Origin of the sequence: Jiangella anatolica (assembly GCF_003236295.1) — a bacterium.
GTDB classification, from domain to species: Bacteria; Actinomycetota; Actinomycetes; order Jiangellales; family Jiangellaceae; genus Jiangella; species Jiangella anatolica.
In genome coordinates this window covers 33,799-58,197 of record NZ_POTW01000014.1, presented here as the reverse complement: position 1 = coordinate 58,197, position 24,399 = coordinate 33,799, and the positions used below count along the sequence as shown (strand labels likewise).

Sequence of the window (24,399 nt, the reverse complement as noted above, 5' to 3'; positions counted from 1 at the left end):
ACAGATTACGAATCAGGTCAGGTTGCGCGGCTGGGCGCCGCCTGCGTGCGTGAACGCCTCGCTGAACCGGGTGTCGCGGTCGACCTCGATGAGCAACTCGGGGAGATGGATCTGAGGAAGTCGGGCGGCTACTGCCTCCGCCAGGGCAGTTCCTTCGGCCGGCGCCTGCTCGGCGGGCAGCGGGGACACGATCAGGTCACCGTCCGCGCCGACACGGGCCAGGCCGTCGCTGGCCGGGTCGGACAACACGCGCTCCAGATCGGTCATCGCGGCGTGTAGGTCGTCCTCAAGGCGGTGCAGCTGATGGGCAGGATCGGGGTCGGTGCCGGTGACTGCGCAGAAGTCCTCGCGCTGCGTCACCCACTGCTCGAGCGGGATGAGTAACGTGGTCGGGTCGGTGTAGCGGCGCGAGCCGGGCACCCACATGTCGCCCGAGCGCAGCCGGGCCTGCACGCCGTACAGCACGCTGAGTTCCCAGAAGTGCCGGTAGGTGGCCCCGCGGCCTTGCCCGCGGCTGGCCGCCAGGTAGCCGCGCCAGCGGGCCGGTACGAACGAGGTCGCCACGTCGGTGGTGGCCCGTTCGGGGACGCTCGTGCGGCCGGCCGCGTTCAGCTCGCGCAACACCTGCACCGCGTCCAGCAGCGCGGCGACATCAGGACTGGAAGTGTTGCCGGTCAGCGGCAGCGCCGCGATCACCGCCGGTGTGAAGGTCCGCAGGTACTTGTAGCGGGCGGCGAGCAGATCGAAATGGCCGTGATCGCGCGGTTCGCGTTCTGTCACTGGCCGGCGAGCGGCTTGCAGCCGTGACATCCCGATCCGGTTCCGGACCAGTCGCCCGGCGTCGATGTCGGACACGGCCGGGTCGGCGAGGATGTCGAGCACTTCGTCCAACAGTCGCCCACGGTCGATCTCGACCTTTGCACGGTCCACGATGCGTTGGGACAGCTCGTGGCGTGCGCGGGAGTCCGCGCCGGCCAGTGCCTGGTCGAGCAGCTGCACGAGTTCGTCGAGGACCTCGACGTAGGTTTCGGCCAGCGTCGCCAGCAAGATCGGGTACCGGCGGTCGATGCCCGCACGTTGAAGCGCCTGATTGGTGGACCGGCGTCCCGTGTCAGCCAGAAGCCGTCGGCGCCCGGCCGGAATCGCTGAGAGGTCCAATTGATCGGCGCCATGACCGCGTAGGAACTCCAGCTTGGCCAGCTCTGCCTTGAGCACTTCGGGAGTGGCTGCGGTCGCCCCGCGCCGCAGCCATGCCAGTCGGGTCATGCCCAGTTCGTCGTCGACCTCCAACAGCCGGTTCAGTGCGGTCGGCCGCGGCGCGGCTAGCAGCGGCGCCAGCCGGTGGTAGGTCTCCGTGTGGGCACCGTCACGCGCAGCCGCAACGCGTCGTGAGAGCACATCGACCGAGGGGCGAACGATGCGTTCGCTGCGCAGCCAGTCGCAGGCGAATTGGATCAGGACGCTCGGCGCGTCGTGTTCCAGCGCCCGGGCGAACAGGAACACGTCGAGTTGCTTGCGGTCACCAGCGCTGGACGTATGCCAGCCGAGGCGGGCCAGTACCAGCGCGCGGTGGTCGCGTCGGGTGCGGCCTTCCCAGCCGCCGTAGGAACTGAGCAATCCGGCGACGTCGCCTTCGGCGATCGCCAGCCGGTCGGCGAGCCGGCCCACCGCAGCCAGCATCCGATGAGCTCGTCCGGAATCCAGCCCAGCCAGGGCAGCGTGCACAGCTGGGCGGCAAATCCCAGCCGGTTCTCCGGCCGCACGTTCGCGCTGAGCCACGTCACGTCGTCCGCGGTCAGCGTGAAAAACGTGACCAGATCCTCGTCGGCGACGCTCTCCGGCCAGCCGCTGAGCCGCGCGAGTTCGGCATCGGACAGGAACCGAACCGGCATGAGGCACGCTAATCAGAGCTATCGACGCCGGACCGGGCCGCTCGCATCTGCGTCCGTAAGGGGATGGGCTACTGCAACAAGTCGATCATGCTCGGTCGTGGACCAGCGCCAGGCGTTGAGCTGCGGGTCGCTATCCAAGTGGTGCATCGTCGTCTCGGCGATGAGTTCCGCGAGCCCGCGGAGTCTGAACTGTCGGCCGGCGTAACCTCGCCACCGGTGTCCGGGGTCCGCGGACTGCCGCTCACCCCCGACGACTTCTTGCGCTGACGGCGGGATCCGGGTGTTCGGCGTTCGGTCACTCGGCGCTAGGCGAAACGGGGCCCGGCGACACGGGATCCGGTGGCCGGGGGTCCTGTGGCGCCGGATACCGCACGGGTGCGGGAAAGCAGCGCAGCAGTGCGGCGAGTCGCGTGGTATCGCCCGCCACCTCGGTGTCTGCCCGCTCGACGGCGTCGTGCAGCGCCGCACCGGCGAACACCAGATCGCGCAATGTCGCCGCCTCCGGCACGGTCAGCCACGCATCGGGTTCGGCGTGCTCACCGTGGTCAGTACCGGGATGCTCATATGCTCGAGCCTACAAGTGAGTGAACCGAGCGCAGGCAGCGCTTGCGCTGGCTGCCGAGGCGATTGAACTTGTTGAGCAGCGCGGAGCGAGTCCGAGCAGATTGAGCGGAGGTGGGCGCATGTCGGCGACGAAGCTCCTGGTACTCGGCATCGTGCACCTCTCCGGCGGCGCGCATGGCTACCAGGTGCGGTCCGAACTGCAGAGCTGGGGTGCGGAGACTTGGGCCAAGATCAAGCCCGGCTCGGTTTATCACGCGCTGAAGAAGGCGGCGGCTGATGGCTTCCTCACCGAACACGCCGAGCCGGGCAACTCCGGGCCGGCGCGCGTTCTGTACCGCGCGACACCTCGGGGACGTGACGAGATAGTCGAACTGGTCCGCGACGGTCTGCGGCGCACCCACGACCCGGACATGCTCAACGCGTCCATCGCCATGTTGCCCATGCTGACCAGGTCAGATGCCATCGCGCACGTTAGCGAGCGGGTCGCGCGCCTGGAAGCGGAGCTCGTAGTGCAGGACGAGTGGCGGGAGCACCCCAATCGGGACATCCCCGAGCACGTCCGCGAGCAGGCCGAACTGTGGGCGGAACACGCACGCACCGAACTGGAGTGGGCGAAGAGCCTGAGCAAACGACTGTCTGAGGGCGCCTACACGATGGCCGATGATCCGGGTTCGTGGCGAACGGTCCCCGATCACCTCAAGATGCGCTCCTAATCAAACTTGACTAGACGCTCCCCCTCGTGCACTCTGGCCAAGTAATCAAACTTGACTAGGCTCAACCAATCCGTTCGCATCACCGAGAGAAGGAATCGAACCCATGGGAGAGCTCGCGATCGAGACGAGAGGGTTGAAGAAGAGCTTTGGCAAGACCCACGCGGTCGCCGGTGTGGACCTGGCCGTGAGCGCCGGGGGCGTGTACGGCGTGCTCGGTCCGAACGGGGCGGGCAAGACCACCGCGATCCGCATGCTGGCCACGCTCCTGCGCCCCGACGCCGGAGAGGCGCAAGTGCTCGGCTACGACGTCGTGCGTGACGCCCGGGCGGTGCGGAGCAGGGTGGGCCTCACCGGGCAGTTCGCGTCGGTCGACGAGGACCTCACCGGGGTGGAGAACCTGTTGCTGCTCGCCAGACTGCGCGGCTACTCACGCCGCCGAGGCAGGGAGCGGGCGGCCGACCTGCTCGACGCGTTCGGTCTTGCCGAGGCGGCCGACCGGCAGGTGAAGAAGTACTCCGGCGGGATGCGCAGGCGCATCGACATCGCGGCGAGCCTGGTCGTCACCCCCGAATTGATCTTCCTCGACGAGCCCACGACCGGGCTCGACCCGCGCAACAGGAACCAGGTCTGGGAGATCGTCAGGGGCATGGTCGCCGAGGGCGCCACCGTGTTACTGACCACGCAGTACCTCGACGAGGCCGACCAGCTGGCCGACCGGATAGCGGTGATCGACCACGGGAAGGTGATCGCCGAGGGCTCGAGCGGCGAGCTCAAGGCATCGGTCGGCGCCGGCTCGCTGCACGTACGGCTACGTGCGCCCGAGCAGCGGGCCGAGGCCGAGCGGGTCCTCGCCGGCGTCCTCGAGGTGCCGGCCGAGCCGTCCGCTGACCCGGCCGCGCTGTCCGCGCGGATCTCCGACCCCGAGCGGGTCGCCCGTTCCCTGGCCGAGCTGTCCCGCAGCGGCATCGACGTTACCGAGTTCGCGCTCGGTCAGCCGAGCCTGGACGAGGTGTTCCTCGCCCTGACCGGACACGACGCCGAGGAGACACCCGAGGAGGATGCCGCATGAATGCCACGTCCGCGGAGCAGGCGTCGGCGCCGGTCACCGAGGACGCGCTGCGCACTGTGCTGTTGGCCGGCGAGCGGCCGTCTCGCCCCGGCCCGGTGCTCACCTCGTTGACATTCGGCTGGCGCGCTTTGCTGAAGATCAAACACGTCCCGGAGCAGCTCGTCGACGTGACTATGTTCCCGATCATGTTCACGCTGATGTTCACCTACCTGTTCGGTGGCGCGCTCGCCGGGTCGACTCAGGAGTACCTGCAGTTCCTGCTGCCGGGCATCCTGGTGCAGGCGAACGTCATGATCACCATGAACACTGGCATCACGCTGAACACCGACATCCAGAAGGGGGTGTTCGACAGGTTCAGGTCACTTCCGGTGTGGCGACCATCGCCGCTGGTCGGCGCCCTGCTCGGCGATCTGGTGCGCTACTCGATCGGCTCGACGATCGTGATCACGCTCGGACTGGTCCTAGGGTTCCGGCAGGAGGGTGGCGCCGTCGGGGTGGTGCTCTCGGTGGTGCTGCTGCTGGTGTTCTCGTTCTGCCTGTCGTGGCTGTGGACGATGCTCAGCCTGATCCTGCGCACGCCGAACTCGGTGGCGGGGGTCAGCATGACGGTGATGTTCCCGCTGACGTTCGTGAGCAACATCTTCGTGGACCCGAAGACGATGCCCGGCTGGTTGCAGGCGGTCATCGAGGTCAACCCGATCACCCACCTGGCGACCGTGGTACGCGGCCTGATGCACGGCTCGGTGCCCGCCGGGGAAATCGGCTGGGTGCTCGTATCGTCCGTACTTCTCGTCGCGGTGTTCGGTCCCATCACCATGGTCCTCTACCGCAACAAGAAGTAGATGCCGCTGCCGCGAGCACTTGGTCGAAATCAACTCCGACAACCCGGCCCACTCGGCCAACGCCATCACCGGCACCAAGCCCGGAACTCCCGAAACCGGCCCGAAGCGCAAGTGACGGAGGGGGCAGCCCACGTGACTCAATCCTGGTCGACATGCTCCGACGGTGACGACCACGCATCGAGAAATGGAGAGAAGCAGTGAACGAGATGACACTTCGTGTGACGTCCGCCGACGGTACGAGGATCGCCTACGACCGGAAAGGCACTGGCCCGGCGGTGATCCTCGTCGGCGGCACCCTAGACGACGGCGCTGAGAACGCGCCGCTGGCCCGGCTCCTTGCCGACCATTTCACGGTCTACAATTACGCACGACGCGGCCGGGGCGCCAGCGGCAATACACCGCCGCACGCCTTGGCGCGGGAGGTGGAAGACCTCGACGCGCTGATTGCGACAGCCGGCGGCTCAGCTCACGTGTACGGCGCCTCATCTGGCGGCGCCCTCGCGCTGGAGGCAGCAGCGGCAGGTTCGGCGATCGACAAGATCGCGGTGTGGGATGTGCCGTACGTGATCGGGGACGACCAGTGGCCGAGGTTCAATCAGTACCTCGCGGACACCCACGAGGCATACAAAGCCGGGCGGGACGAGGAGCTCCTGGAACTGTTCATGAGGCTTACCGGCGGACCCGACGCGGACATCGCGGCTGGCAAACAGCACCCGATGTGGGCCTCGTCCGTCGCGCTCGCCCACACGCTCGTCAAGGACGCCGTGATCCTCAATGACTACAAGATCCCCACGAACCGACTTGCCCGCATCACTCAGTCGGTCCTGGTGACCACCGAGGGTCCGACCACCGAGCCCCAGTTCGCGGGCCTCCCGACCGACTTCTTCGACCGCGCCGCGAAAGCGATAACCGCTGCCATCCCCCAGACCGAACGACACACGCTCGACGGGCAGGGACACGTCGTCGCCCCCGAACTCATGGCCCGTGTACTGAAGACGTTCTTCAACCAGTAGCCCGTCGACTGATCAGGTCGCGACCGTGGGTCGCTTCGGAACGCAAGCCCATCGGCCACGTCAGCATCGGTCGGTGAGCGGCGACTCCTGAGTTCCGGAGTCTCGCCGCGTGTCGGCGCGAACGCGATCTGCAAGCCTGCGATCCCTTCCCCATGACGGGTGCGCCGATGACGCGGACCTTGCCGCGAGCTCGTCAACTGGGCAGCCAGCGCACGGACTCACCCCGGGAAGTCGTCAACGACGCCAGCAGCGAACTAAGCCTGCGTGCAGAAAGGCGCCTCCCGGGAGATCAAACCGCTCTCGCCCCAGGATCACCCTGACATCGCTGCCGCGCTGGAGGTCGTCGACCTCGAAGAAGGACCGGCGTCCGTGAACGCGGGCGACATGACCTCTTAAGGTTCCGGGGTCATGCGGGACAAGATGGGGACACGACAAGGAGAGACGATGAGCGAGCTGACCACCACGCAGCCGGCTGGCACACCGACCTGGATCGACCTGGGCATCCCGGATCTCGACCGCGCGATGACCTTCTACGGCCGCGTTGTTCGGTTGGGAGTTCGATGCGGGACCGGCGGAGTTCGGCCACTACACCCAGTGCTTGCTACGGGGCAAACCCGTCGCGGCCATCAGGCCGAACCCCGATCCCGACGCCACGGACTTCTGGTGGAACGTCTACTTCGCGACGGATGACTGTGACGCCGCGGCCGCCCGAGCGCGGGACGCGGGCGGCTCGATCATCACCGGTCCGATGGACGTGCTGGACCAGGGCCGGACGGCGATCATCAAGGACACCACCGGTGCGCAGTGTGGACTGTGGCAGGCCGGTGCCCACATCGGCTGCGAGATCGTCAACGAGCCGAACGCCCTGCTCCGCAACGACCTGGTCACCGCGGAATCCGGGCCCGCGCGCGACTTCTACGTCGCGGTCTTCGGCTACACGTTGGATGCCAACCCGGACATGCCCGAGCTCGACTTCACGTTCCTGCGCAGACCGGATGGCCACGAGATCGGCGGCATCACCGGTGACCCAAAGGCCACGAAGTCCCGTTGGGGGACCTTGTTCCAGGTGGACGACGCCGATGCGGCGGCGCGGCGAGCGGTCGACGCGGGTGGGACCTCGGCCGAGCCCTACGACACGATCTACGGGCGGGTCGCGAACATCACGGACCCGTTCGGCACGGAGTTCGATGTCGGTGCGGCGATGACGAGCTGAACCGGCGGTCAGTGGCCGAGTGGTCGAGCTCGGCAAGATGCGCGTGGATGTCGTCGGTGTGGACCTCCTCGACAAGGTGAGACCGAGATCGGCCAGGCACCATAGTCAGGGTGGACGTGCCTGCACCGCCCACCGGCATCGCCTGCTTCAATCACACGGGCGATCACCGCCGTGGTCCCGGATCGTCGCCGTACCCGACACGGCCCTGTGATCATCGTCACAACGGGTCTCATGTTGCTGTCCCTAGCGACGGTCTTGTTGCGGCGAGGTAATGCCCGATGGGATCGATGCGGATGACGGCGCCGGTGTAGGAGGCGTTGATCATCTGCGTGCTGGAGTACCACCTGACCGAGACATCCGGCTGCCAGCGAGGTTCGGAGAACGACACTGGTAGCAGCAACATGAACTGCGTCCGCTGAGGAACCCCCTACGTACACCGAACGCTGGAACGAGCAAACAGCCGTGACCTTGACCAGGGGTGTTGCAGATAACCCGTACGGTGAAAATCCCGATTGTCGGGGGCTAAACGTACACTCGCGGCCATGCCCGAGACTTCATCGGCTCCGCGCGCTGCTCCACCGACGAACAAGACCTCACCGCCCAACAACAACGGCTCACCGAACTCGGCGTCTCGCCGGAGCGGACCTACCTTGACCACGGCCTGACCGGCACCAACCGTGCTCGTCCCGGTCTCGACCAGGCCCTCGCCGCCGTCCGGGCCGGCGACACGCTCGTCGTGCCGAAGCTCGACCGATTGGCCCGCTCCGTGCCCGACGCCCGCGCGATCGGCGACGACCTCGCCGCCCGTGGCATCAAGCTCTCTCTTGGCGGGCAGGTCTACGACCCCACCGACCCGCTGGGCACGATGTTCTTCAACATCCTCGCCACCTTCGCCGAATTCGAAGTCGACCTGCTGCGGATGCGAACCCGCGAAGGCATGGCCGTCGCCCGGGCCAAAGGCAAGCTCCGCGGCAAGCAGCCAAAGCTCTCACCGAAGCAGCAACGCGAGCTCGTCCGCATGGCCGGCACCGGCGAGTACACGATCACCGACCTCGCCGAACTGTTCACGGTGTCCCGCACCACGGTCTACCGAACGCTTCAGCGGCACGACACCTCAGCACGCTGACCGCCACGACTCACCACGCTTGGTCGTCTGCACTTGGTGACACGACCCTTGCCAGCACCCCATCTATCGGGCCGTACAACGCGCGGGCACGTCGCCCACGAGCTGATGAGCAACAGCAGGGGCTGATCACTCGACGCCGGCGACGACGGCGGCCGTCGGCTCAGGGACCAGATTCGCTCGGTTGCTAAGCCGACCCCGAGAACCGCCGCTTCGACACCTGATCGTTCGGGGCCGACCGTCGGTCACCCGCGCACGCGGTTGCTCGCCGGAGGTCAGGTCGTCGCCGCAGGGTCCGGGTCGGGCGCCGGGTCGGGTTCGATGACGGCGCTGGCGGCGGGCTGGATGCGGCCGGCCTCGATGTCCTCGGCCCAGTGGCAGGCCACCCGGTGCGCCTGCGGATGCCCCTCCACCGTCCGCAGCGCCGGCCGCTCGTCGTCGCAGCGGGTGGGTTGGCGGAACGGGCACCGGGTGTGGAACCGGCAGCCGGGCGGCGGGTCGGCCGGCGAGGGCAGGTCGCCCTGGAGCAGGATCCGCTGCCGGGTGTCCTCGACCGCCGGATCCGGGATCGGCACCGCCGACATCAGCGCCTTCGTGTACGGGTGCAGCGGCGTGGCATAGAGATCGTCCGACGGCGCCTGCTCGACCAGCCCGCCCAGGTACATGACGGCGACGACGTCGGCGATGTGCCGGACGACGGCGAGGTCGTGTGCGATGACGAGGTACGTCAGCCCGAGCCTGTCCTGCAGCTCCTCCAGCAGGTTCACCACCTGCGCCTGGATCGACACGTCCAGGGCCGACACCGGCTCGTCGGCCACGATCAGCTGCGGCTCCAGCGCGATCGCCCGGGCGATGCCGATGCGCTGACGCTGGCCGCCGGAGAACTCGTGCGGGTACCGGTTCGCCGCCGACGCCGGCAGGCCGACGAGGTCGAGCAGCTCACGCACGCGGGCCGTGTGGTCGCCGCCGACGCCGTGGGCACGCAGCGGCTCGCTCAGCACCGACTGGACGTTCTGCCGCGGGTCGAGGCTGGCCATCGGGTCCTGGAAGACCATCTGCAGCTGACGGCGCATCCGGCGCAGCTCCTCGCCGGCCAGCGAGCCCAGGTCGGTCCCGTCGAACGTGACGGTGCCGGCGGTCGGCTCGACCAGCCGCAGGATGGCCCGGCCGAGCGTGGACTTGCCGCAGCCGGACTCCCCCACCAGCCCGACGGTGGCGCCGCGCGGGATGTCCAGGTCGACGCCGTCGACGGCCTTCACGGCGCCGACCTGGCGCTCGACGAGGACGCCGGACCGGATCGGGAAGTGCACCTCGACCCCGCGGACGGAGAGAAGGACGTCCTCGGCCGAGGAGGCGGATGTCTGCTCGGTCATGCGGGCACCTCCTCGGTCTCGCTCAGCGGGTTGAGGCAGCGCAGCCGCCGTCCGGGCAGGGTCTCCAGCGGCGGCGGCCCGTCGGTGCACGCGTCCAGCCGGTTCGGGCAGCGCGGCGCGAACGCGCACCCGCGCTCCCACCGCAGCACGTCGGTCGGCGAGCCCGGGATCGGGTGCAGCGGCGCGCCGCGCGGCGCGTCCAGCCGCGGCACCGACGCCAGCAGCCCGCCCGTGTAGGGGTGACGGGGTTCGGCGAACAGCTCGCGCCGCCCGGCCGACTCGACGATCCGGCCGGAGTACATGACGTGCACCGTGTCGCACAGCCCGGCGACGATGCCGAGGTCGTGCGTGATCATCACCAGCGCCGCGCCGGTGTCCTGCACCAGCTCCTTGAGCAGCTCGATGATCTGCGCCTGGATCGTGACGTCGAGCGCCGTCGTCGGTTCGTCGGCGATCAGCAGCCGCGGCTGACAGGCCAGCGCCATCGCGATCAGCGCCCGTTGCCGCATTCCGCCGGAGAGCTGGTGCGGGTACTCCTTCAGCCGCCGCGTCGGGTCCGGGATGCCGACGCGCGACAGCAGCTCGGCGGCCGCCGCGCTCGCCTTGTCCCCGCGCAGCCGCTGGTGCCGTTCCAGCACCTCGGTGACCTGCACGCCGATCGGCACGACCGGGTTGAGCGAGGACATCGGGTCCTGGAACACCATCGCGATGTCGCGCCCGCGGATGTCGCGCATCCGGTCGCGCGGCAGCGTCAGCAGGTCGTCGGTGTCGAACAGCACCTGCCCACCGACCCGCACGCCGCGGCGCGGCAGCAGCCCCATGACCGCCAGCGACGTCACCGACTTGCCGCTGCCCGACTCGCCGACCAGGCCGACGGTCTCGCCCGGCCGGACCGTGAACGACACGCCGTCGACGGCGTGCACCGTCGGACCGCTCTTGCGGGCGAACGTGACGGACAGGTCGCGGACGTCGAGCAGGGGTTCGGTTGTCGTCACGCTCACCGCCGGTACTTGGGGTCGATGGCCTCGCGCAGCCGTTCGCCGAGCATGGTGAAGCCCAGTGCGGCGATGACGATCGCGATGCCGGGGAAGAACGCCAGGTGCGGCGCGGAGGCCAGGTAGCGCTGGGTGTCGGCGAGCATCCGGCCCCACTCCGGGACGCGCGGGTCGGCGCTGCCCAGCCCGAGGAACGACAGCCCGGCCGCCTCGATGATCGCCGTCGCCAGCGTCAGCGTCGCCTGGACGATGACCGGCGAGATCGAGTTCGGCAGGATGTGCCCGAGCACGATCGGCCGCCGCCGGACGCCGATGGAGACGGCCGCGACGACGTAGTCCGAGCCGCGCTGAGCCAGCATCTGGCCGCGCAGCAGCCGGGCGAACACCGGGATGTTGATGATGGCGATGGCGATCATCACCGACCAGAGGCTGGCGCCCAGCAGCGCCGCGATGGCGATCGCCATCAGCAGGCCGGGGATGGACAGCATGACGTCGACGATGCGCATGATGACGGCGTCGACCTTGCCGCCGAACGCGCCCGCGAGGACGCCCAGCGACAGGCCGCCGGCCATGCCGATGAGCGTCGCGACGACGCCGACGAGCAGCGACTGGCGGGCGCCGTAGACGACCCGGCTGAACTCGTCGCGGCCGGACGCGTCCAGCCCGAACCAGTGGTCCGCGGACGGGCCGGGGATGTTCGTCGGTGTGATCATGCCGCGGCCGGGCTGTGCGTCCGGCGCGTACGGCGCGATCAGCGGCGCGAGGATCGCGACCAGCACGAAGAACGCGATCAGGCCGAACCCGACCAGCGCGACCGGGTCGCGGCGCAGCCGCTTCCAGGCCTCCTTGCGCAGGTTGCCGGCCGGCTGTTCGAGTTGCTCGGACTCGGTGGTCGCCTCGATCTCGGACAGACTCATGCGCTCACCTCACCCGTACTCGTGGGTCGATCAGACCGTACGACACGTCGACCAGCAGGTTCACCACGACGTACATCGCAGCGATCACCAGGATGAACCCCTGCAGGACGGCGTAGTCCCGGTTGCTGATCGCCTCGGCGATGAACCGGCCGACGCCGTCGAAGGAGAACACCGTCTCGGTGAGGATGGCGCCGGAGAACAGCAGCCCGGCCTGCAGGCCGATGACGGTGACCACCGGCAGCAGCGCGTTGCGCAGCACGTGCCGGCGGGTGATGGTCCGCTCCTGCAGCCCCTTCGCCTCGGCCGTGCGCACGTAGTCCTCGTGCACGACGTCGAGCACGCTGGCCCGGGTGATGCGCACGATGATGGCCAGCGGGATGGCGCCAAGCGCGATGGCCGGCAGCACCAGGTGCATGATCGCGTCCCAGCTGGCCTCGAGATTGCCCGTGACGATGCCGTCGAGCACGTAGAAGCCGGTGGGATGGTCCGCGTCGATGCGCGGGTCGTCGCGGCCCTGGGTCGGGAACCAGCCCAGCTTCACGCTGAACACGTACTTGAGGATGTAGGCGAGGAAGAACACCGGCACGGCGACGCCCAGCAGCGAGCCGGACACCGAGAGGTTGTCCAGCCAGCTGCCGTACTTCCTCGCCGCGAAGTAGCCCAGCGGGATGCCGATGCCGATCGCGAAGATCAGCGCCGCGATGGCCAGCTCGAACGTGGCCGGGAACGTGCGGAGCATCTCCTCGGTCACCGGCCGGTTCGTGCGGGCGCTGTTGCCGAAGTCGAGCTGCACCGCGGCGCTGACGAACTTCCAGTACTGGACGTACCAGGCCTCGTCCAGGCCGTAGAGCGCCTCGATCCGGGCGACGGACTCGGCGGTCGCGCGCTCCCCCAGGAGGGCCTGGGCCGGCCCTCCCGGGAGCGCGCGCAACCACACGAACAGCAGCACCGACAGCCCGAACAGGATCGGGACGAGCAGCAGCAGCCGCCGTACGACGAACTTGAGCATCTGGTCAGTCGACCGTGACCGTGGCGAAGCTCTCGTTCGACAACGGGTCGGGCACGAATCCGGTCACGCCCTCGCGGAAGGCGATGGCCGGCTCGCTGTGGACGTACGGGATGCCCGGCACGAAGTCCATGATCAGCCGGTTGGCCTCCTGGTACAGCGCGGCCCGGGCCTCCTGGTCGGTCTCCGCCTCGGCCTCGTCGAGCTTGGCGAAGATCTCCGGGTTGTCGAAGCTGCCGAACTGCGGGTTGACGTCCTGGAAGAACGTGCCGATGAAGTTGTCCGGGTCGCCGAAGTCGCCGTTCCAGCCGAGCAGGAACATCGGGGTCCCGCCGGTCTGGGTGGCGTCCAGGTAGTCCGGGTTCCACGGCGCCGTGTTCGGCTCGATGGTGAAGCCGACCGCCTCCAGGTCCGCCGCCATCAGCTCCCAGTTGGCCTGGGGGTTCGGCATGTACGGCCGGGTGACGTCGGTCGGGTACCAGAACGGCAGCGTCAGGTCCGTGACGCCGGACTGCGCGATCAGCTCGCGGGCCCGGTCCGGGTCGTAGTCGTAGGTCGTGACGTCATCGGCCCAGCCGAACAGCTCCGGCGGCATGAACTGCGTCGCGCGGACCGCACCCTCGGGGTAGTTCGTCTGGATGATGTTGTCGAAGTCGATCGCGTGCGCGATCGCCTGCCGGATCTGCAGGTTGTCGAACGGCGGGTAGTTCTGCTGGAAGCCGATGTAGGCGACGTTGAAGGCCGGGCGGCGCAGGATCTGGAAGCCGCCGGACTCCAGCAGGTCGACGTCGGCCGGGTCGACCAGGTCGTAGCCGTCGATCTCGCCGTTCTCCAGCGCCTGCCGGCGGGCCGGGCCGTCCGGGATGACGGTGAAGATCAGCTCCTCGACCTGCGCCGGCTCCTCCCAGTAGTCGTCGTAGCGGCTCAGCCGGACCTCGCTGCCGCGCTCCCACGACTCGAACTGGAACGGTCCGGTGCCGACGGGGTGCTCGTAGCCGAACGTGCCGTCGAACGACGGCGCCTCGTCGCTGCCGCTGACGGCGTCGGCCTCGAACTCCTCCAGCGCGGCCGGGCTGGCGATGGTGAACGCCGGCATGGCCAGGGCGGACAGGAACGCCGACGACGGCCGCGACAGCGTGATGACGGCGGTCCGCTCGTCCTGCGCCTCGCAGCCGGTGTAGAGGCTCTCGCCCATCGCCGGGTCCTCGTTGGCCGCGAACCCGCCCATCACGGTGCCCCAGTAGTAGGAGACCGCGGGGCTCTGCAGCACGCCGGCGAAGTTGTACCAGCGCTCGAAGTTGAAGCAGACGGCCTCGGCGTCCAGCGCCTCGCCGTCGTGGAAAGTCACACCCTCACGAAGCGTGAAGGTCCAGGTCAGGCCGTCCTCGCTGGCCTCCCACGACTCGGCCAACGCCGGCTCGATCTCGGTGCCGCCCTCTTCGCTTCGGACCAGGCCCTCGAAGATCTGGTTGATCACCCGAGTGGACTCGCCGTCGCTCACCAGTGCGCCGTCCAGGATCACCGGATCGGCCGAGCCGGCGAAGACGAGCGTGCCGCCGCCACCGTCACCCGAGGCGGAGCCCTCGTCGTCGTCTCCGCCACACGCCGTGAGCCCCAGGGCCAATGCACCGGCCGCGGCTCCCGCGGCCAGCCTGCGGTTCAGGCTCATGCCACGCATGTCACACCTCACACAGCTCGACTGCCGGGCGGCGTTCCCGACCGGTTGGCCTGTGACAGTACTTCCTGTAGGTGGGCCGGTCAGTCACTGAGTTGTCAGGATGACATCGCGATTTCGCAACATTCTTTTGTCAGTCAAGCCATGCGAAATGACAGTGTGACATTACACCGGATCAAGGGCGTCGAAGAGCGTGAGCAGATCGGCCGCCCGCACGCCGGCCAGCGAGTCGATGACGACGAGCCCCGGCTCGGGTACAGCGGCCACCGCGTTCGGCACCGACAGCACCAGCGCTCCGGCCGCCAGCCCGGCGGCGGCGCCGCGCGGCGAGTCCTCGATGACGACGCACTCGGCCGGGTCCGCGCCCACCGCGCGGGCCGCCGTCAGGTACGGCTCCGGATGCGGCTTGCCGTTGGTCACCTCGTCGCCGGTGACGACGGCGTCGAACAGGCCGGCCGGCAGCCGGTCGACCACCGCCATCGCCAGCCGGCGGTACGACATGGTCACCAGCGCCTGCGGCACGCCCAGGGCGCGCAGCTCGGTGAGCAGCTCGAACACGCCGAGCTGCCAGGTGACGTCACCGGCCAGCCCGGCCATCACCTCGCCCACCAGATGGTCGACGATCTGCGGCGGTGTCATCGGGATGTCGCCGCGCTCGCGGATGTAGGCGGCCGACTCCAGCAGGTCGCTGCCGACCAGCGAGAGGCTGTCGGCCTCGGTCCAGGTGCCGCCGTGGCGCAGCACGAGCGCCTCCTCGGCGCCCATCCACAGCGGTTCGGTGTCGACGATGGTGCCGTCCATGTCCCACAGGACGGCGGCAGGCAGGGGCGAAGTCACGTACTCCATGGTCCCATGCCGCGTCCGGGGGTTGACTCACGGCCGGCCGAGCCGCCGGCCGTCGCGACGCTCTGCGCGAGGTTCTCGCCCCTTGACTCGCACATCGGCGAGGAGCGGGATGCGAACGCGGCCGTTATCGAGCCAGGTCGGCTCCAGGCTCGGATCCTCTGCCGGATCCGGAAACAGCAGGCCGAACATGTCGGCGGACGCCTCGGCACGTCGGAACTCCTCCGACGTGAAGTCTGCCGGCAGTTCGGCGTATGCCTCGAAGTGGAGCGAGATCTGGCGGTCGTGCGAGTGATCCATGGTCGATCTCCGTTCGTCGTGGCCGTGTTCTGCTGCGATCCTGCCTCGGCGGCCGGACACCTGGCGGCGTGTCTGTGACCAAGGTCGCAGCGTCAGGAAGCCGACTCGGGCGACGACCGAGCCGCCGACTTCCGCACCACGCTTGACGGATGTGCCGTCAGCAGGAAGCGTGGACGGCGCGAGCGGCTCGTCAACCGGCCTGTGTCAGCCGGGAGAGGATCGATAACCCCGCCGTATGAACGCCGGCCGAGTGGCTCGGCGTCTCCCCTGGTATCGCTGCCGATGCCTTCCACACTGAGACCCGGGCGCGCCGTCGTGCGCGCCCACGGAGGTGCGTCTCACCATGCTGACACTCACCCAGACCGCGGCCGCGGTGATCCGTGACATCGAGGGGCGGTCGGACCTGCCGACCGGCACCGGGGTGCGGATCGCGGCCAACGCCGATGGCGGGCTCGACCTGGAGCTGCGGCCGGCCCCGGAGGCCGGCGACCAGGTCGTCGACGACGCCGGCGCGGTCCTGTTCCTGGAGGCCGACGCGGCCGCCATGCTCGACGACAAGGAGCTCGACGCCGCGGTCGACCCGGCCGGCTCGGTCCGGTTCGCCGTCACCGAGCAGGAGCAGGACGGCCGGCCGTCGGACAACGGCAGACCGCACTGACCGGCGCGGCCGTCAGGTCGCGTTGAAGTACTTCGCCTCGGGGTGGTGGACGACCAGCGCGTCGGTCGACTGCTCGGGGTGCAGCTGCAGCTCCTCGGACAGCTCGACGCCGATCCGCTCCGGGCGCAGCAGCCGGACCAGCTTGACGCGGTCGCCCAGGTCCGGGCAGGCCGGGTAGCCGAAGGAGTAGCGCGAGCCGCGGTATTCCTGCTTGAGGATGCCGCCCAGCTCGGCGTCGTCCTCGGCGCCGAAGCCCAGCTCGTCGCGGATCCGGGCGTGCCAGTACTCCGCGAGCCCCTCGGTCAGCTGCACGGACAGCCCGTGCAGCTCCAGGTAGTCGCGGTAGGAGTTGTCGGCGAACAGCTTCGCCGTCGCCTCGGCCACGCCTGAGCCCATCGTGACCAGCTGGAACGCGACGACGTCGAGCTCGCCGGACTCGCGCGGGCGGAAGAAGTCGGCCAGGCACAGCCGGCGGTCGCGGCGCTGGCGCGGGAACGTGAACCGCTCCAGCTCCTTGCGCGGGTCCTCGGGGTCGAGGACGACGAGGTCGCGGCCCTCGGAGACGGCCGGGAAGTAGCCGTAGACGACGGCCGCCTCGAGGATGCTCTCGGTGTGCAGCCGGTCCAGCCACATCCGCAGCCGCGGCCGGCCCTCGGACTCGACCAGCTCCTCGTACGACGCGCCGTCGCGGCTGCCCTTGAGGCCCCACTGGCCCATGAACGTCGCGCGCTCGTCCAGGTAGGCGGCGTAGTCGGCGAGGTGCAGGCCGCGCACCACGCGGGTGCCCCAGAACGGCGGCGTCGGGACGGGGTTGTCGGTGGCGACGTCAGAGCGGACGTCGAGGCCGCCGTCCTCGGGAGCGCTGACGGAGACGCGGGCGACGCGGCGCTTGCGCAGCGCCGGCAGCACGTCGGCCAGCTGCTTGTCCGGGTCGGTGCGGACGCTGGCGATCGCGTCCATCAGCCGCAGCCCCTCGAACGCGTCGCGGGCGTAGCGGACCTCGCCGGCGTACAGCTCGGCGAGGTCGTCCTCGACGAACGCGCGGGTCAGCGCCGCGCCGCCGAGGATGACCGGCCAGCGCGCCGACAGCCCGCGCTGGTTGATCTCCTCCAGGTTCTCCTTCATCACGACCGTGCTCTTCACCAGCAGGCCGGACATGCCGATGACGTCGGCGCCGTGCTCCTCGGCGGCGTCGAGGATCGCGCTGATCGGCTGCTTGATGCCGAGGTTCACGACGCTGTAGCCGTTGTTGGACAAGATGATGTCGACGAGGTTCTTGCCGATGTCGTGGACGTCGCCCTTGACGGTGGCCAGCACGATCGTGCCCTTGGTGCCGTCGTCGCCCTCGACCCGCTCCATGTGCGGTTCCAGGTGCGCGACGGCGGCCTTCATGACCTCGGCGCTCTGCAGCACGAACGGCAGCTGCATCTGGCCGCTGCCGAACAGCTCGCCGACGGTGCGCATGCCGCCCAGCAGCGTGTCGTTGACGATGTCCAGTGCCGGCTTCTGCTGCAGCGCCTCGTCGAGGTCGGCCTCCAGGCCCTTGCGCTCGCCGTCGACGATGCGCCGCTCCAGCCGCTCGAACAGCGGCAGCCCGGCCAGCGCGGCCGCGCGGTCCTCCGTCGTGGAGGTGACGCCCTCGAACAGCTCGAGGAACCGGCCCAGCGGGTCGTAGTCGGGCGTGCGGCGGTCGTAGACGAGATCGAGCGCGACCTGGTACTGCTCCTCCGGGATCCGCGACACCGGCAGGATCCGGGCGGAATGCACGATCGCGGAGTCCAGGCCGGCGGCCACGCACTCGGCGAGGAAGACGGAGTTCAGCACCGTGCGGGCGGCCGGGTTGAGGCCGAACGAGACGTTCGAGACGCCGAGCGTCGTCTGCACCGACGGGTAGCGGCGCTTCAGCTCGCGGATCGCCTCGATGGTCTCGACGCCGTCGCGGCGGGTCTCCTCCTGGCCAGTGGCGATCGGGAACGTCAGCGTGTCGACGACGATGTCCTCGACCCGCATCCCCCACTCGCCGGTGAGCTGCTCGATCAGCCGCTCGGCGACGCGGACCTTCCACTCCGCCGTCCGCGCCTGGCCCTCCTCGTCGATCGTCAGCGCGACGACGGCGGCGCCGTGCTCCTGGACGATCGGCATCAGCTTGCGGATCCGCGACGTCGGGCCGTCGCCGTCCTCGTAGTTGACGGAGTTGACGACGCTGCGCCCGCCCAGGCACTCCAGGCCGGCCTCGATGACGGCCGGCTCGGTGGAGTCCAGCACCAGCGGCAGCGTGCTGGCAGTGGCGAGGCGCGCGGCCAGTGCGCGCATGTCCGCCGTCCCGTCGCGGCCGACGTAGTCGACGCACAGGTCCAGCAGGTGCGAGCCGTCGCGGGTCTGGGCCCGGGCGATCTCGACGCAGTCGTCGAGGCGGCCCTCCAGCATCGCCTCGCGGAACGCCTTGGAGCCGTTGGCGTTGGTGCGCTCGCCGATGGCGAGGTAGGAGGTGTCCTGGCGGAACGGGACGTGCTGGTACAGGCTGGCGGCGCCGGCCTCGTCGCCGGGCGTGCGCGGCGTCAGCTCGCGGCCGCCGACCCGCTCGACCACCTGGCGCAGGTGCTCCGGCGTCGTGCCGCAACAGCCGCCGACCAGCGACAGCCCGTACTCGGCGGTGAACAGGTCGTGCGCGTCGGCCAGCTGCTGCGGCGTCAGCGGGTAGTGCGCGCCGTTGGCCGTCAGCTCCGGCAGGCCGGCGTTGGGCATGCAGGCCAGGCCCGTGTGGGCGTAGCGGGCGAGGTGGCGCAGGTGCTCGCTCATCTCGGCCGGGCCGGTGGCGCAGTTGAGGCCGATGTGGTCGACGCCCAGCGGCGCCAGCGCCGTCAGGGCCGCGCCGATCTCCGAGCCGAGCAGCATGGTGCCGGTGGTCTCGACGGTGACGTTGACCATCAGCGCGACGTGCTCGGCGCCGGCCGCCTTCATGGCCCGGCGGGCGCCGATGAGCGCGGCCTTGGCCTGGAGCAGGTCCTGCGCGGTCTCGACGAGGACGGCGTCGACGCCGCCGGCCAGCATGCCCTCGACCTGGGTGCGGTAGGCGTCACGGAGCGTGGCGAAGTCGATGTGGCCGAGCGACGGCAGCTTCGTGCCCGGGCCGACGCTGCCGAGCACCCAGCGCGGCCGGTCCGCCGTCGACCAGTCGTCGGCGACCTCGCGGGCCAGCCGCGCGCCGGACTCGGCCAGCTCGTGGATCCGGTCGGCGATCCCGTACTCCCCCAGGTTCGCCCAGTTCGCGCCGAACGTGTTCGTCTCGACCGCGTCGACGCCGACGGCGAAGTAGGCGTCGTGGACGCTCTTGACGACGTCGGGCCGCGTGACGTTGAGGATCTCGTTGCAGCCCTCGTGGCCCTCGAAGTCGTCCAGGGTCAGATCGGCCGCCTGCAACATGGTGCCCATGGCTCCGTCGGCGACCACGACGCGCCGGGACAAGGCTTCCCTCAGGCTCCCCCGCATCCCGCAAGACTAAAGGCGTCCGGCCTGCTCACAAGGAATCGTCCGGCATACGGACGATTCGTCTCTGATGATGGGACGAGCCTCCGCGCGCCTTTCGCCTCCGGGAGCCGTAGTGTTGGTCGGGAGGACACCCTTCCAGGCAGGGAGACGAGCGCGATGGCGAACGATGCGACGCGGCAGCTGCGCAATCCTGTCCTGATCGCGGCCTTCGAGGGCTGGAACGACGCAGGCGAAGCCGCGACGGCGGGTGTCGAGCACCTGGAGCGGGTCTGGAACGCCGGCGCCGTCGCCGCTCTCGACCCCGACGAGTACTACGACTTCCAGGTCAACCGCCCGATGGTCAGCGTCGACGAGGACGGCAAGCGCAGCATCGAATGGCCCACCACCCGGCTGTCCGTCGTCAGCCTCGAGGAGCACGACCGCGACATCGTCCTGCTGCGCGGCATCGAGCCGAACATGCGGTGGCGGGCGTTCTGCGCCGAGCTGCTGTCCGTCGCCACCGACCTCGGCTGCGAGCAGGTGGTCACGCTGGGCGCGCTGCTGGCCGACGTGCCGCACACCCGGCCGGTGCCGGTCACCGTCACCGCGAGCGACCCTGACCAGGCCGAGGAGCTCGGGCTGGAGCAGTCGCGCTACGAGGGCCCCACCGGCATCGTCGGGGTCTTCCAGGACGCCGCCACCAAGGCCGGACTGGACGCCGTGTCGCTCTGGGCGGCCGTGCCGCACTACGTCGCCCAGTCGCCCTGCCCGAAGGCCACGCTGGTGCTCCTGCAGCGGGTCGAGGACCTGCTCAGCCTCCCGGTCCCGATGGGCGACCTCGCCGAGCAGGCCGAGGCCTGGCAGCACGGCGTCGACGAGCTGGCCGAGGAGGACACCGACGTCGCCGAGTACGTCCGCCGGCTGGAGGAGGCCCGCGACACCGTCGACCTCCCCGAGGCCTCCGGCGAGCACATCGCCCGCGAGTTCGAGCGCTACCTCCGCCGCCGCGACACCTGATCCCCCGACTTGAGGCTCGTCAGCTGCTTCCGCGGGGTGGCTGGGCTCTACTCTGCCGTGATCATCAACCGGTGGCGGACCTGTGGTGTGGTCACCGGTGGATGATCACGGGACGGGTGTCTCGTAGCCGTGCGGTGACCCTGGGTGAACCGGCTGATGCCCGCGAAACCGGCGGATGCACGCCACAGCGACGGGTTCGGGCCCGCATCGGTCTGTGTCCGGCGGTTTCGCGGGCATCGGCCGTCGCCGCAGAGGAGCCCGAAAGTGATCACGTCACGAGCTCATCACCAGCCCCGTCATCGCGGCGACCGCGTCCTCCCTGGTCAGTCGCTGATCGACGCAGAGTGAGCGCCAGGTCCAGAACGACACGGCGTGGCCGACGAGCGCACGGATCAGGCGACGGCGCTCGGGCGGGCCGTCGAACGGCTGCGCCAGCAGGTCGGCGATCGCGGCGTCGCCGGCCTCCTGCGCGGCCCGGAACGTGGCGGGCAGCGCGGCCTTGTCGCGCAGGATGCTCGTGAGCATCGGCTCGCCCTCGGCGTAGAAGCGGTAGAGCTCGCCCAGCCCCGTCGACAGCCGGCGCTCGGGGTCGGCGATCGACGCCCACCCGGCCGGGTCCGGCGGACGCTGTCCGGCCAGCCAGTGCGCGCTGCAGGCGGCGAAGAGCGCCTCGTCGTCCGGGAAGTGGCGGTAGACGGTGAGCCGGGTGACGCCGGCCCGCTCGGCGATCGCCGAGATGCTCGCGGCCGCCGGGCCCAGCGTGCCGTGGACCTCGACGGCAGCCTCGACGATGCGCCGCCGGGTCTGTTCGACCTGCTCGGCGCGCTTCGTCATCCGGTAGTCGCGCGATTTCGGTGGACGACCCTGCTCACTCAACTCTTGACACTCCGGCTCGCCTGGGCGGACGATCTGGGCAGCGGATTTCAGCGAACACCAGTGTAACTCGGAATTGAGGGGGCGAGTGATCCATGACCAGCGCCGACGCACCTCCGCTGACCATCGTGCAGCCCGGCGAGGGCGAGACCGGCGACCTCGGCACCATCGGGGTCCAGTTCAAGCTCTGGGGCCGCGACACCGGCGGGCAGCTCTCCGTCGTCGAGCACCCGTTCCCGGTCGGCGCGCTGGTGCCCGCCCACCTGCACACACGAGAGGACGAGTTCTCCATCGTCACCGCCGGCGAGATCGGGTTCCGCTCCGGCGACCGCGAGGTCGTCCTCGGCGCCGGAGGCTACATCACCAAACCGCGCGGCGAGGTGCACACCATGTGGAATGCGGGCCAGGAGCCGGCCCGCATGATCGAGATCATCGCGCCGGCCGGCTTCGAGCACTTCTTCCACAGTGTGGTCACGATGGGCGCCGCGGATCCGCCGCCGGTGGAGGAGATGATGGCGCTGGCCGCGGCGCATGGCCTGGAGCTGCACCAGCCGGAGTGGATGGCCGACCTCATCGCCCGCTACGACCTGCGCGACCCGTACGCGATGGCCTGACGGAGCGCGCTCACAGCATCAGCTCACCGTCGACGACCTCGGCGCGCTCGCCCTGCCAGCGGTGCCGCGCCCAGCGGTCGTGCGTCACGACGACGACGGCCAGGCCGGCGCCGTCGACCGCGGCCTCCAGCTCCTCGACCAGGCCGAGGGACAGGTGGTTCGTCGGCTCGTCGAGCAACAGCACCTGCGGGCGGTTCACCAGCAGCCGGGCCAGCGCGAGCCGGCGCTGCTGGCCGACCGACAGCGACCCGACCGGGGTCGCCAGCGCGTGCCCGGGCAGCAGACCGAGGCCGGCCAGCTCGGCCTGGTACTCGTCGGCCGGGCCGGGACGGCCGGCGGCGAACGCCTGCACCGCCGTCAGCTCCAGGTCGGCGAAGCTGCCGGTCTGCGGCAGCCAGCCGATCCGCAACCGGCGCGAGCGCAGCACCTCGCCGGTGTCCGGCTCCAGCGCCCCGGCCAGCACCGACAGCAGCGACGACTTGCCCGAGCCGTTGCGGCCGGTGATCATCAGCCGGGTGTCGCGCGTGACGTCGAGCGCTCGCGCGGTGATGCGGCCCGGCACCTTGACGTCGCGGACGGCGATCAGCACGCCGTCGGGGACGTCGGCGCCGAGCGCGGCGTCGAACGTGAGCAGCCGGGGCGGCTTCGGGATGCGCAGCTCCTCCAGCCGGCGCAGCCGGTTCTCCGCGTCGCGGACGCGCCGCGACACCGCGGCGTCCACCTTCTGGCTGAGGAAGTGCACGACGAACTTGTCGTTGTCGCGGCGGCCGCGGCCGTCGTGGCCGACCCGGCGGGCGTCCTGCTTGACCACCGCGCGGGCCTCGTCGACGTCGTCGGACCAGGTGGCGTACGCCTGCTCCCAGCGCGCCCGGGCGGCGGCCTTGCCGGCCAGGTAGTCGGTGTACGCGCCGGTGTAGCGGGCCGGGCCGATGTGCGGGGTGCCGTCGCGCTCGACCGTCAGGGCCGGGTCGAGGTCGAGGATGGACGTCGCGACGGTGTCGAGGAAGGCGCGGTCGTGCGAGACGGTGACGACGGCGCCGCGGTAGGCCCGCAGCGCGTCCTCGAGGAAGGCGATCGCGTCGTCGTCGAGGTGGTTCGTCGGCTCGTCCAGCAGCAGCACGTCCGGCGCCCGGACCAGCGCGAGCGCCAGCGCCAGCCGGGAGCGCTGCCCACCGGACAGCGTGTCCAGCGGCCGGTCCCCCGCCACGTCGCCGAGGCCGAGCCCGGCCAGGGCGCGGGCCGCCCGGGCGTCGGCGGACCAGCCGTCGCGGTGCTCGAACTCGGCCAGCAGGTCGCCGTACTCGTCCAGCACCGACTGGTCGCCCTCGGCCAGCGCGGCCTCGGCGGCGCGCATGCGCTGCTCGAGGACGCGGAACTCCGCGAGCGCCGCGTCGATGGCGCCGTCGACGGTGCCGCCGACCGGCAGCTCCGGCTCCTGGGTGAGGTAGCCGAGGCTGCCGTGCCGCTCGACGGTGCCGGTGTCGGGCCGCTCCACCCCGGCGGAGAGCCGGAGCAGCGTCGTCTTGCCCGCGCCGTTCTCGCCGACGATGCCGAGCCGCTCCCCCGCGGCGGCGTCGTAGCTGACGCCGTCGAGGACGCGGCGGCCGGCGTAGGCGATGGAGAGGGAACGAACGGAGAGAAGAGACACGTGACCGACCTCGGCGAGGTTGACAGGAGCCCGCCGGGTGGACACACCTCGGGCGCGGGCGAGAGTCACGCGTCAGATCACATCGAGATCGATGATGCCACGTGGGTACGGTCCACGGCAAAGCGTTTACGCCTCAGCACCGACAGGAGACCGCTCGTGCACAAGATCGGCAACATCTGTTCGACTGTGCCGACCCGCGCCGGCTCGCCCACTTCTGGTCCGACGTCATGGGCTACCCGCGGCTGGAGTACCCCGAGGAGATGCGGCGCGAGCTGCTCGCCGGCGGACTCACCGAGGACGACCTGCTGGCCCGGGCCGTCGCCGAAGACCCCGCCGGCGAGGGTCCTCGGTTCTACTTCCAGCGGGTGCCGGAGCCGAAGCGCGTGAAGAACCGCGTGCACCTCGACCTCAACGCGACCCCTGGACGACGTGCGACGCCCGAGGAGGTCGACGCCGAGGTCGAGCGGCTCACCGGCCTCGGCGCGACCGTCCTGAACAAGGCGGACAGCATGTGGGGGCCGTACCGCGAGTACCACTACGTCCTGGCCGACCCCGAAGGCAACGAGTTCTGCGTCCAGTAGAC

Annotated in this window: 20 protein-coding genes and 2 pseudogenes; 10 read left to right on the top strand and 12 right to left on the bottom strand. The window is 70.0% G+C overall.

The genetic code is table 11. The features are described from left to right. Positions 1-12: 12 nt before the first annotated feature. Entirely contained in the window at positions 13-1,680 is a 1,668-nt protein-coding gene (locus C1I92_RS34330; protein ID WP_267896724.1) for a DUF4158 domain-containing protein, read from the bottom strand. A 20-nt stretch (positions 1,681-1,700) separates the two neighbouring features. After that, a pseudogene (locus C1I92_RS35565) lies at positions 1,701-1,892 on the bottom strand (DUF4158 domain-containing protein); the annotation flags it as partial. A gap of 683 nt (positions 1,893-2,575) precedes the next feature. Between C1I92_RS35565 and C1I92_RS08085 the strand changes: the two are divergent. The 6 genes and pseudogenes from C1I92_RS08085 to C1I92_RS08060 all read left to right on the top strand — a co-directional run bounded on the left by C1I92_RS08085 (position 2,576) and on the right by C1I92_RS08060 (position 8,432). Continuing rightward, positions 2,576-3,169 carry a PadR family transcriptional regulator gene (locus C1I92_RS08085; protein ID WP_111254150.1) on the top strand — a complete coding sequence of 198 codons (594 nt, stop codon included), beginning with the start codon at positions 2,576-2,578 and terminating at the stop codon, positions 3,167-3,169. A 103-nt stretch (positions 3,170-3,272) separates the two neighbouring features. Then, positions 3,273-4,238, top strand: a complete 966-nt coding sequence (locus tag C1I92_RS08080) for an ATP-binding cassette domain-containing protein (protein ID WP_111254149.1) — start codon at positions 3,273-3,275, stop codon at positions 4,236-4,238. Then, complete coding sequence (locus C1I92_RS08075) at positions 4,235-5,080, top strand: ABC transporter permease (protein WP_111254148.1); 846 nt, start codon at positions 4,235-4,237, stop codon at positions 5,078-5,080. The genes C1I92_RS08080 and C1I92_RS08075 overlap by 4 nt, the downstream gene beginning before the upstream one ends. 206 nt (positions 5,081-5,286) lie before the next feature. Beyond that, positions 5,287-6,093 (top strand): alpha/beta fold hydrolase, encoded by an 807-nt coding sequence (locus C1I92_RS08070; RefSeq protein WP_233506888.1) that lies wholly within the window; start codon positions 5,287-5,289, stop codon positions 6,091-6,093. A gap of 444 nt (positions 6,094-6,537) precedes the next feature. After that, positions 6,538-7,306 (top strand): annotated as a pseudogene (locus C1I92_RS35560) (VOC family protein). 556 nt (positions 7,307-7,862) lie between these two features. Further along, positions 7,863-8,432 carry a recombinase family protein gene (locus C1I92_RS08060; RefSeq protein ID WP_111254146.1) on the top strand — a complete coding sequence of 190 codons (570 nt, stop codon included), beginning with the start codon at positions 7,863-7,865 and terminating at the stop codon, positions 8,430-8,432. Positions 8,433-8,704: 272 nt separating this feature from the next. On the opposite strand, the gene C1I92_RS08055 is transcribed toward C1I92_RS08060, so the two are convergent. The 7 genes from C1I92_RS08055 to C1I92_RS08025 form a co-directional block, all read right to left on the bottom strand. Next, on the bottom strand, positions 8,705-9,802 hold the full coding sequence (locus tag C1I92_RS08055; protein WP_111254145.1) for an ABC transporter ATP-binding protein: 1,098 nt from the start codon (positions 9,800-9,802) through the stop codon (positions 8,705-8,707). Continuing rightward, positions 9,799-10,797: an ABC transporter ATP-binding protein gene (locus C1I92_RS08050; RefSeq protein ID WP_369124087.1), complete on the bottom strand. Its 999-nt coding sequence runs from the start codon at positions 10,795-10,797 to the stop codon at positions 9,799-9,801. Before C1I92_RS08050 ends, C1I92_RS08055 begins: the two co-directional genes overlap by 4 nt. 2 nt (positions 10,798-10,799) lie before the next feature. After that, complete coding sequence (locus C1I92_RS08045) at positions 10,800-11,714, bottom strand: ABC transporter permease (RefSeq protein WP_111254144.1); 915 nt, start codon at positions 11,712-11,714, stop codon at positions 10,800-10,802. A 4-nt stretch (positions 11,715-11,718) separates the two neighbouring features. After that, positions 11,719-12,723: an ABC transporter permease gene (locus C1I92_RS08040; RefSeq protein ID WP_111254143.1), complete on the bottom strand. Its 1,005-nt coding sequence runs from the start codon at positions 12,721-12,723 to the stop codon at positions 11,719-11,721. Positions 12,724-12,727: 4 nt separating this feature from the next. Next, positions 12,728-14,389 carry an ABC transporter substrate-binding protein gene (locus C1I92_RS08035; protein ID WP_111254142.1) on the bottom strand — a complete coding sequence of 554 codons (1,662 nt, stop codon included), beginning with the start codon at positions 14,387-14,389 and terminating at the stop codon, positions 12,728-12,730. Positions 14,390-14,560: 171 nt separating this feature from the next. Further along, positions 14,561-15,241, bottom strand: coding sequence for an HAD family hydrolase (locus C1I92_RS08030; protein WP_111254141.1), 681 nt, complete (start codon positions 15,239-15,241; stop codon positions 14,561-14,563). Between the two features lie 27 nt (positions 15,242-15,268). After that, complete coding sequence (locus C1I92_RS08025; RefSeq protein WP_111254140.1) at positions 15,269-15,538, bottom strand: hypothetical protein; 270 nt, start codon at positions 15,536-15,538, stop codon at positions 15,269-15,271. 343 nt (positions 15,539-15,881) lie between these two features. On the opposite strand from C1I92_RS08025, the gene C1I92_RS08020 reads away from it, so the two are divergent. After that, positions 15,882-16,196 (top strand): hypothetical protein, encoded by a 315-nt coding sequence (locus C1I92_RS08020; protein WP_111254139.1) that lies wholly within the window; start codon positions 15,882-15,884, stop codon positions 16,194-16,196. A gap of 12 nt (positions 16,197-16,208) precedes the next feature. Here C1I92_RS08020 and metH read toward each other — a convergent pair whose 3' ends face one another. Next, a complete protein-coding gene (metH, locus tag C1I92_RS08015; protein ID WP_111254138.1) occupies positions 16,209-19,685 on the bottom strand; it encodes a methionine synthase in 3,477 nt (1,158 codons plus the stop codon). A gap of 156 nt (positions 19,686-19,841) precedes the next feature. On the opposite strand from metH, the gene C1I92_RS08010 reads away from it, so the two are divergent. Continuing rightward, the gene (locus C1I92_RS08010) at positions 19,842-20,681 is read left to right on the top strand and encodes a PAC2 family protein (RefSeq protein ID WP_111254137.1); all 840 of its coding nucleotides are present in this window, start codon (positions 19,842-19,844) and stop codon (positions 20,679-20,681) included. 273 nt (positions 20,682-20,954) lie between these two features. Here the strand turns inward: C1I92_RS08010 and C1I92_RS08005 are convergent, their stop codons facing one another. After that, positions 20,955-21,515, bottom strand: coding sequence for a TetR/AcrR family transcriptional regulator (locus C1I92_RS08005; RefSeq protein WP_111254136.1), 561 nt, complete (start codon positions 21,513-21,515; stop codon positions 20,955-20,957). 134 nt (positions 21,516-21,649) lie between these two features. Here C1I92_RS08005 and C1I92_RS08000 point away from each other — a divergent pair, with 134 nt between their 5' ends. Then, positions 21,650-22,168: a cupin domain-containing protein gene (locus C1I92_RS08000; protein WP_111254135.1), complete on the top strand. Its 519-nt coding sequence runs from the start codon at positions 21,650-21,652 to the stop codon at positions 22,166-22,168. A 10-nt stretch (positions 22,169-22,178) separates the two neighbouring features. Here the strand turns inward: C1I92_RS08000 and C1I92_RS07995 are convergent, their stop codons facing one another. Further along, a complete protein-coding gene (locus C1I92_RS07995) occupies positions 22,179-23,816 on the bottom strand; it encodes an ABC-F family ATP-binding cassette domain-containing protein (protein WP_111254193.1) in 1,638 nt (545 codons plus the stop codon). A 101-nt stretch (positions 23,817-23,917) separates the two neighbouring features. On the opposite strand from C1I92_RS07995, the gene C1I92_RS07990 reads away from it, so the two are divergent. Next, positions 23,918-24,397, top strand: a complete 480-nt coding sequence (locus tag C1I92_RS07990; protein ID WP_267896723.1) for a VOC family protein — start codon at positions 23,918-23,920, stop codon at positions 24,395-24,397. The last annotated feature ends 2 nt before the right edge of the window (positions 24,398-24,399 follow it).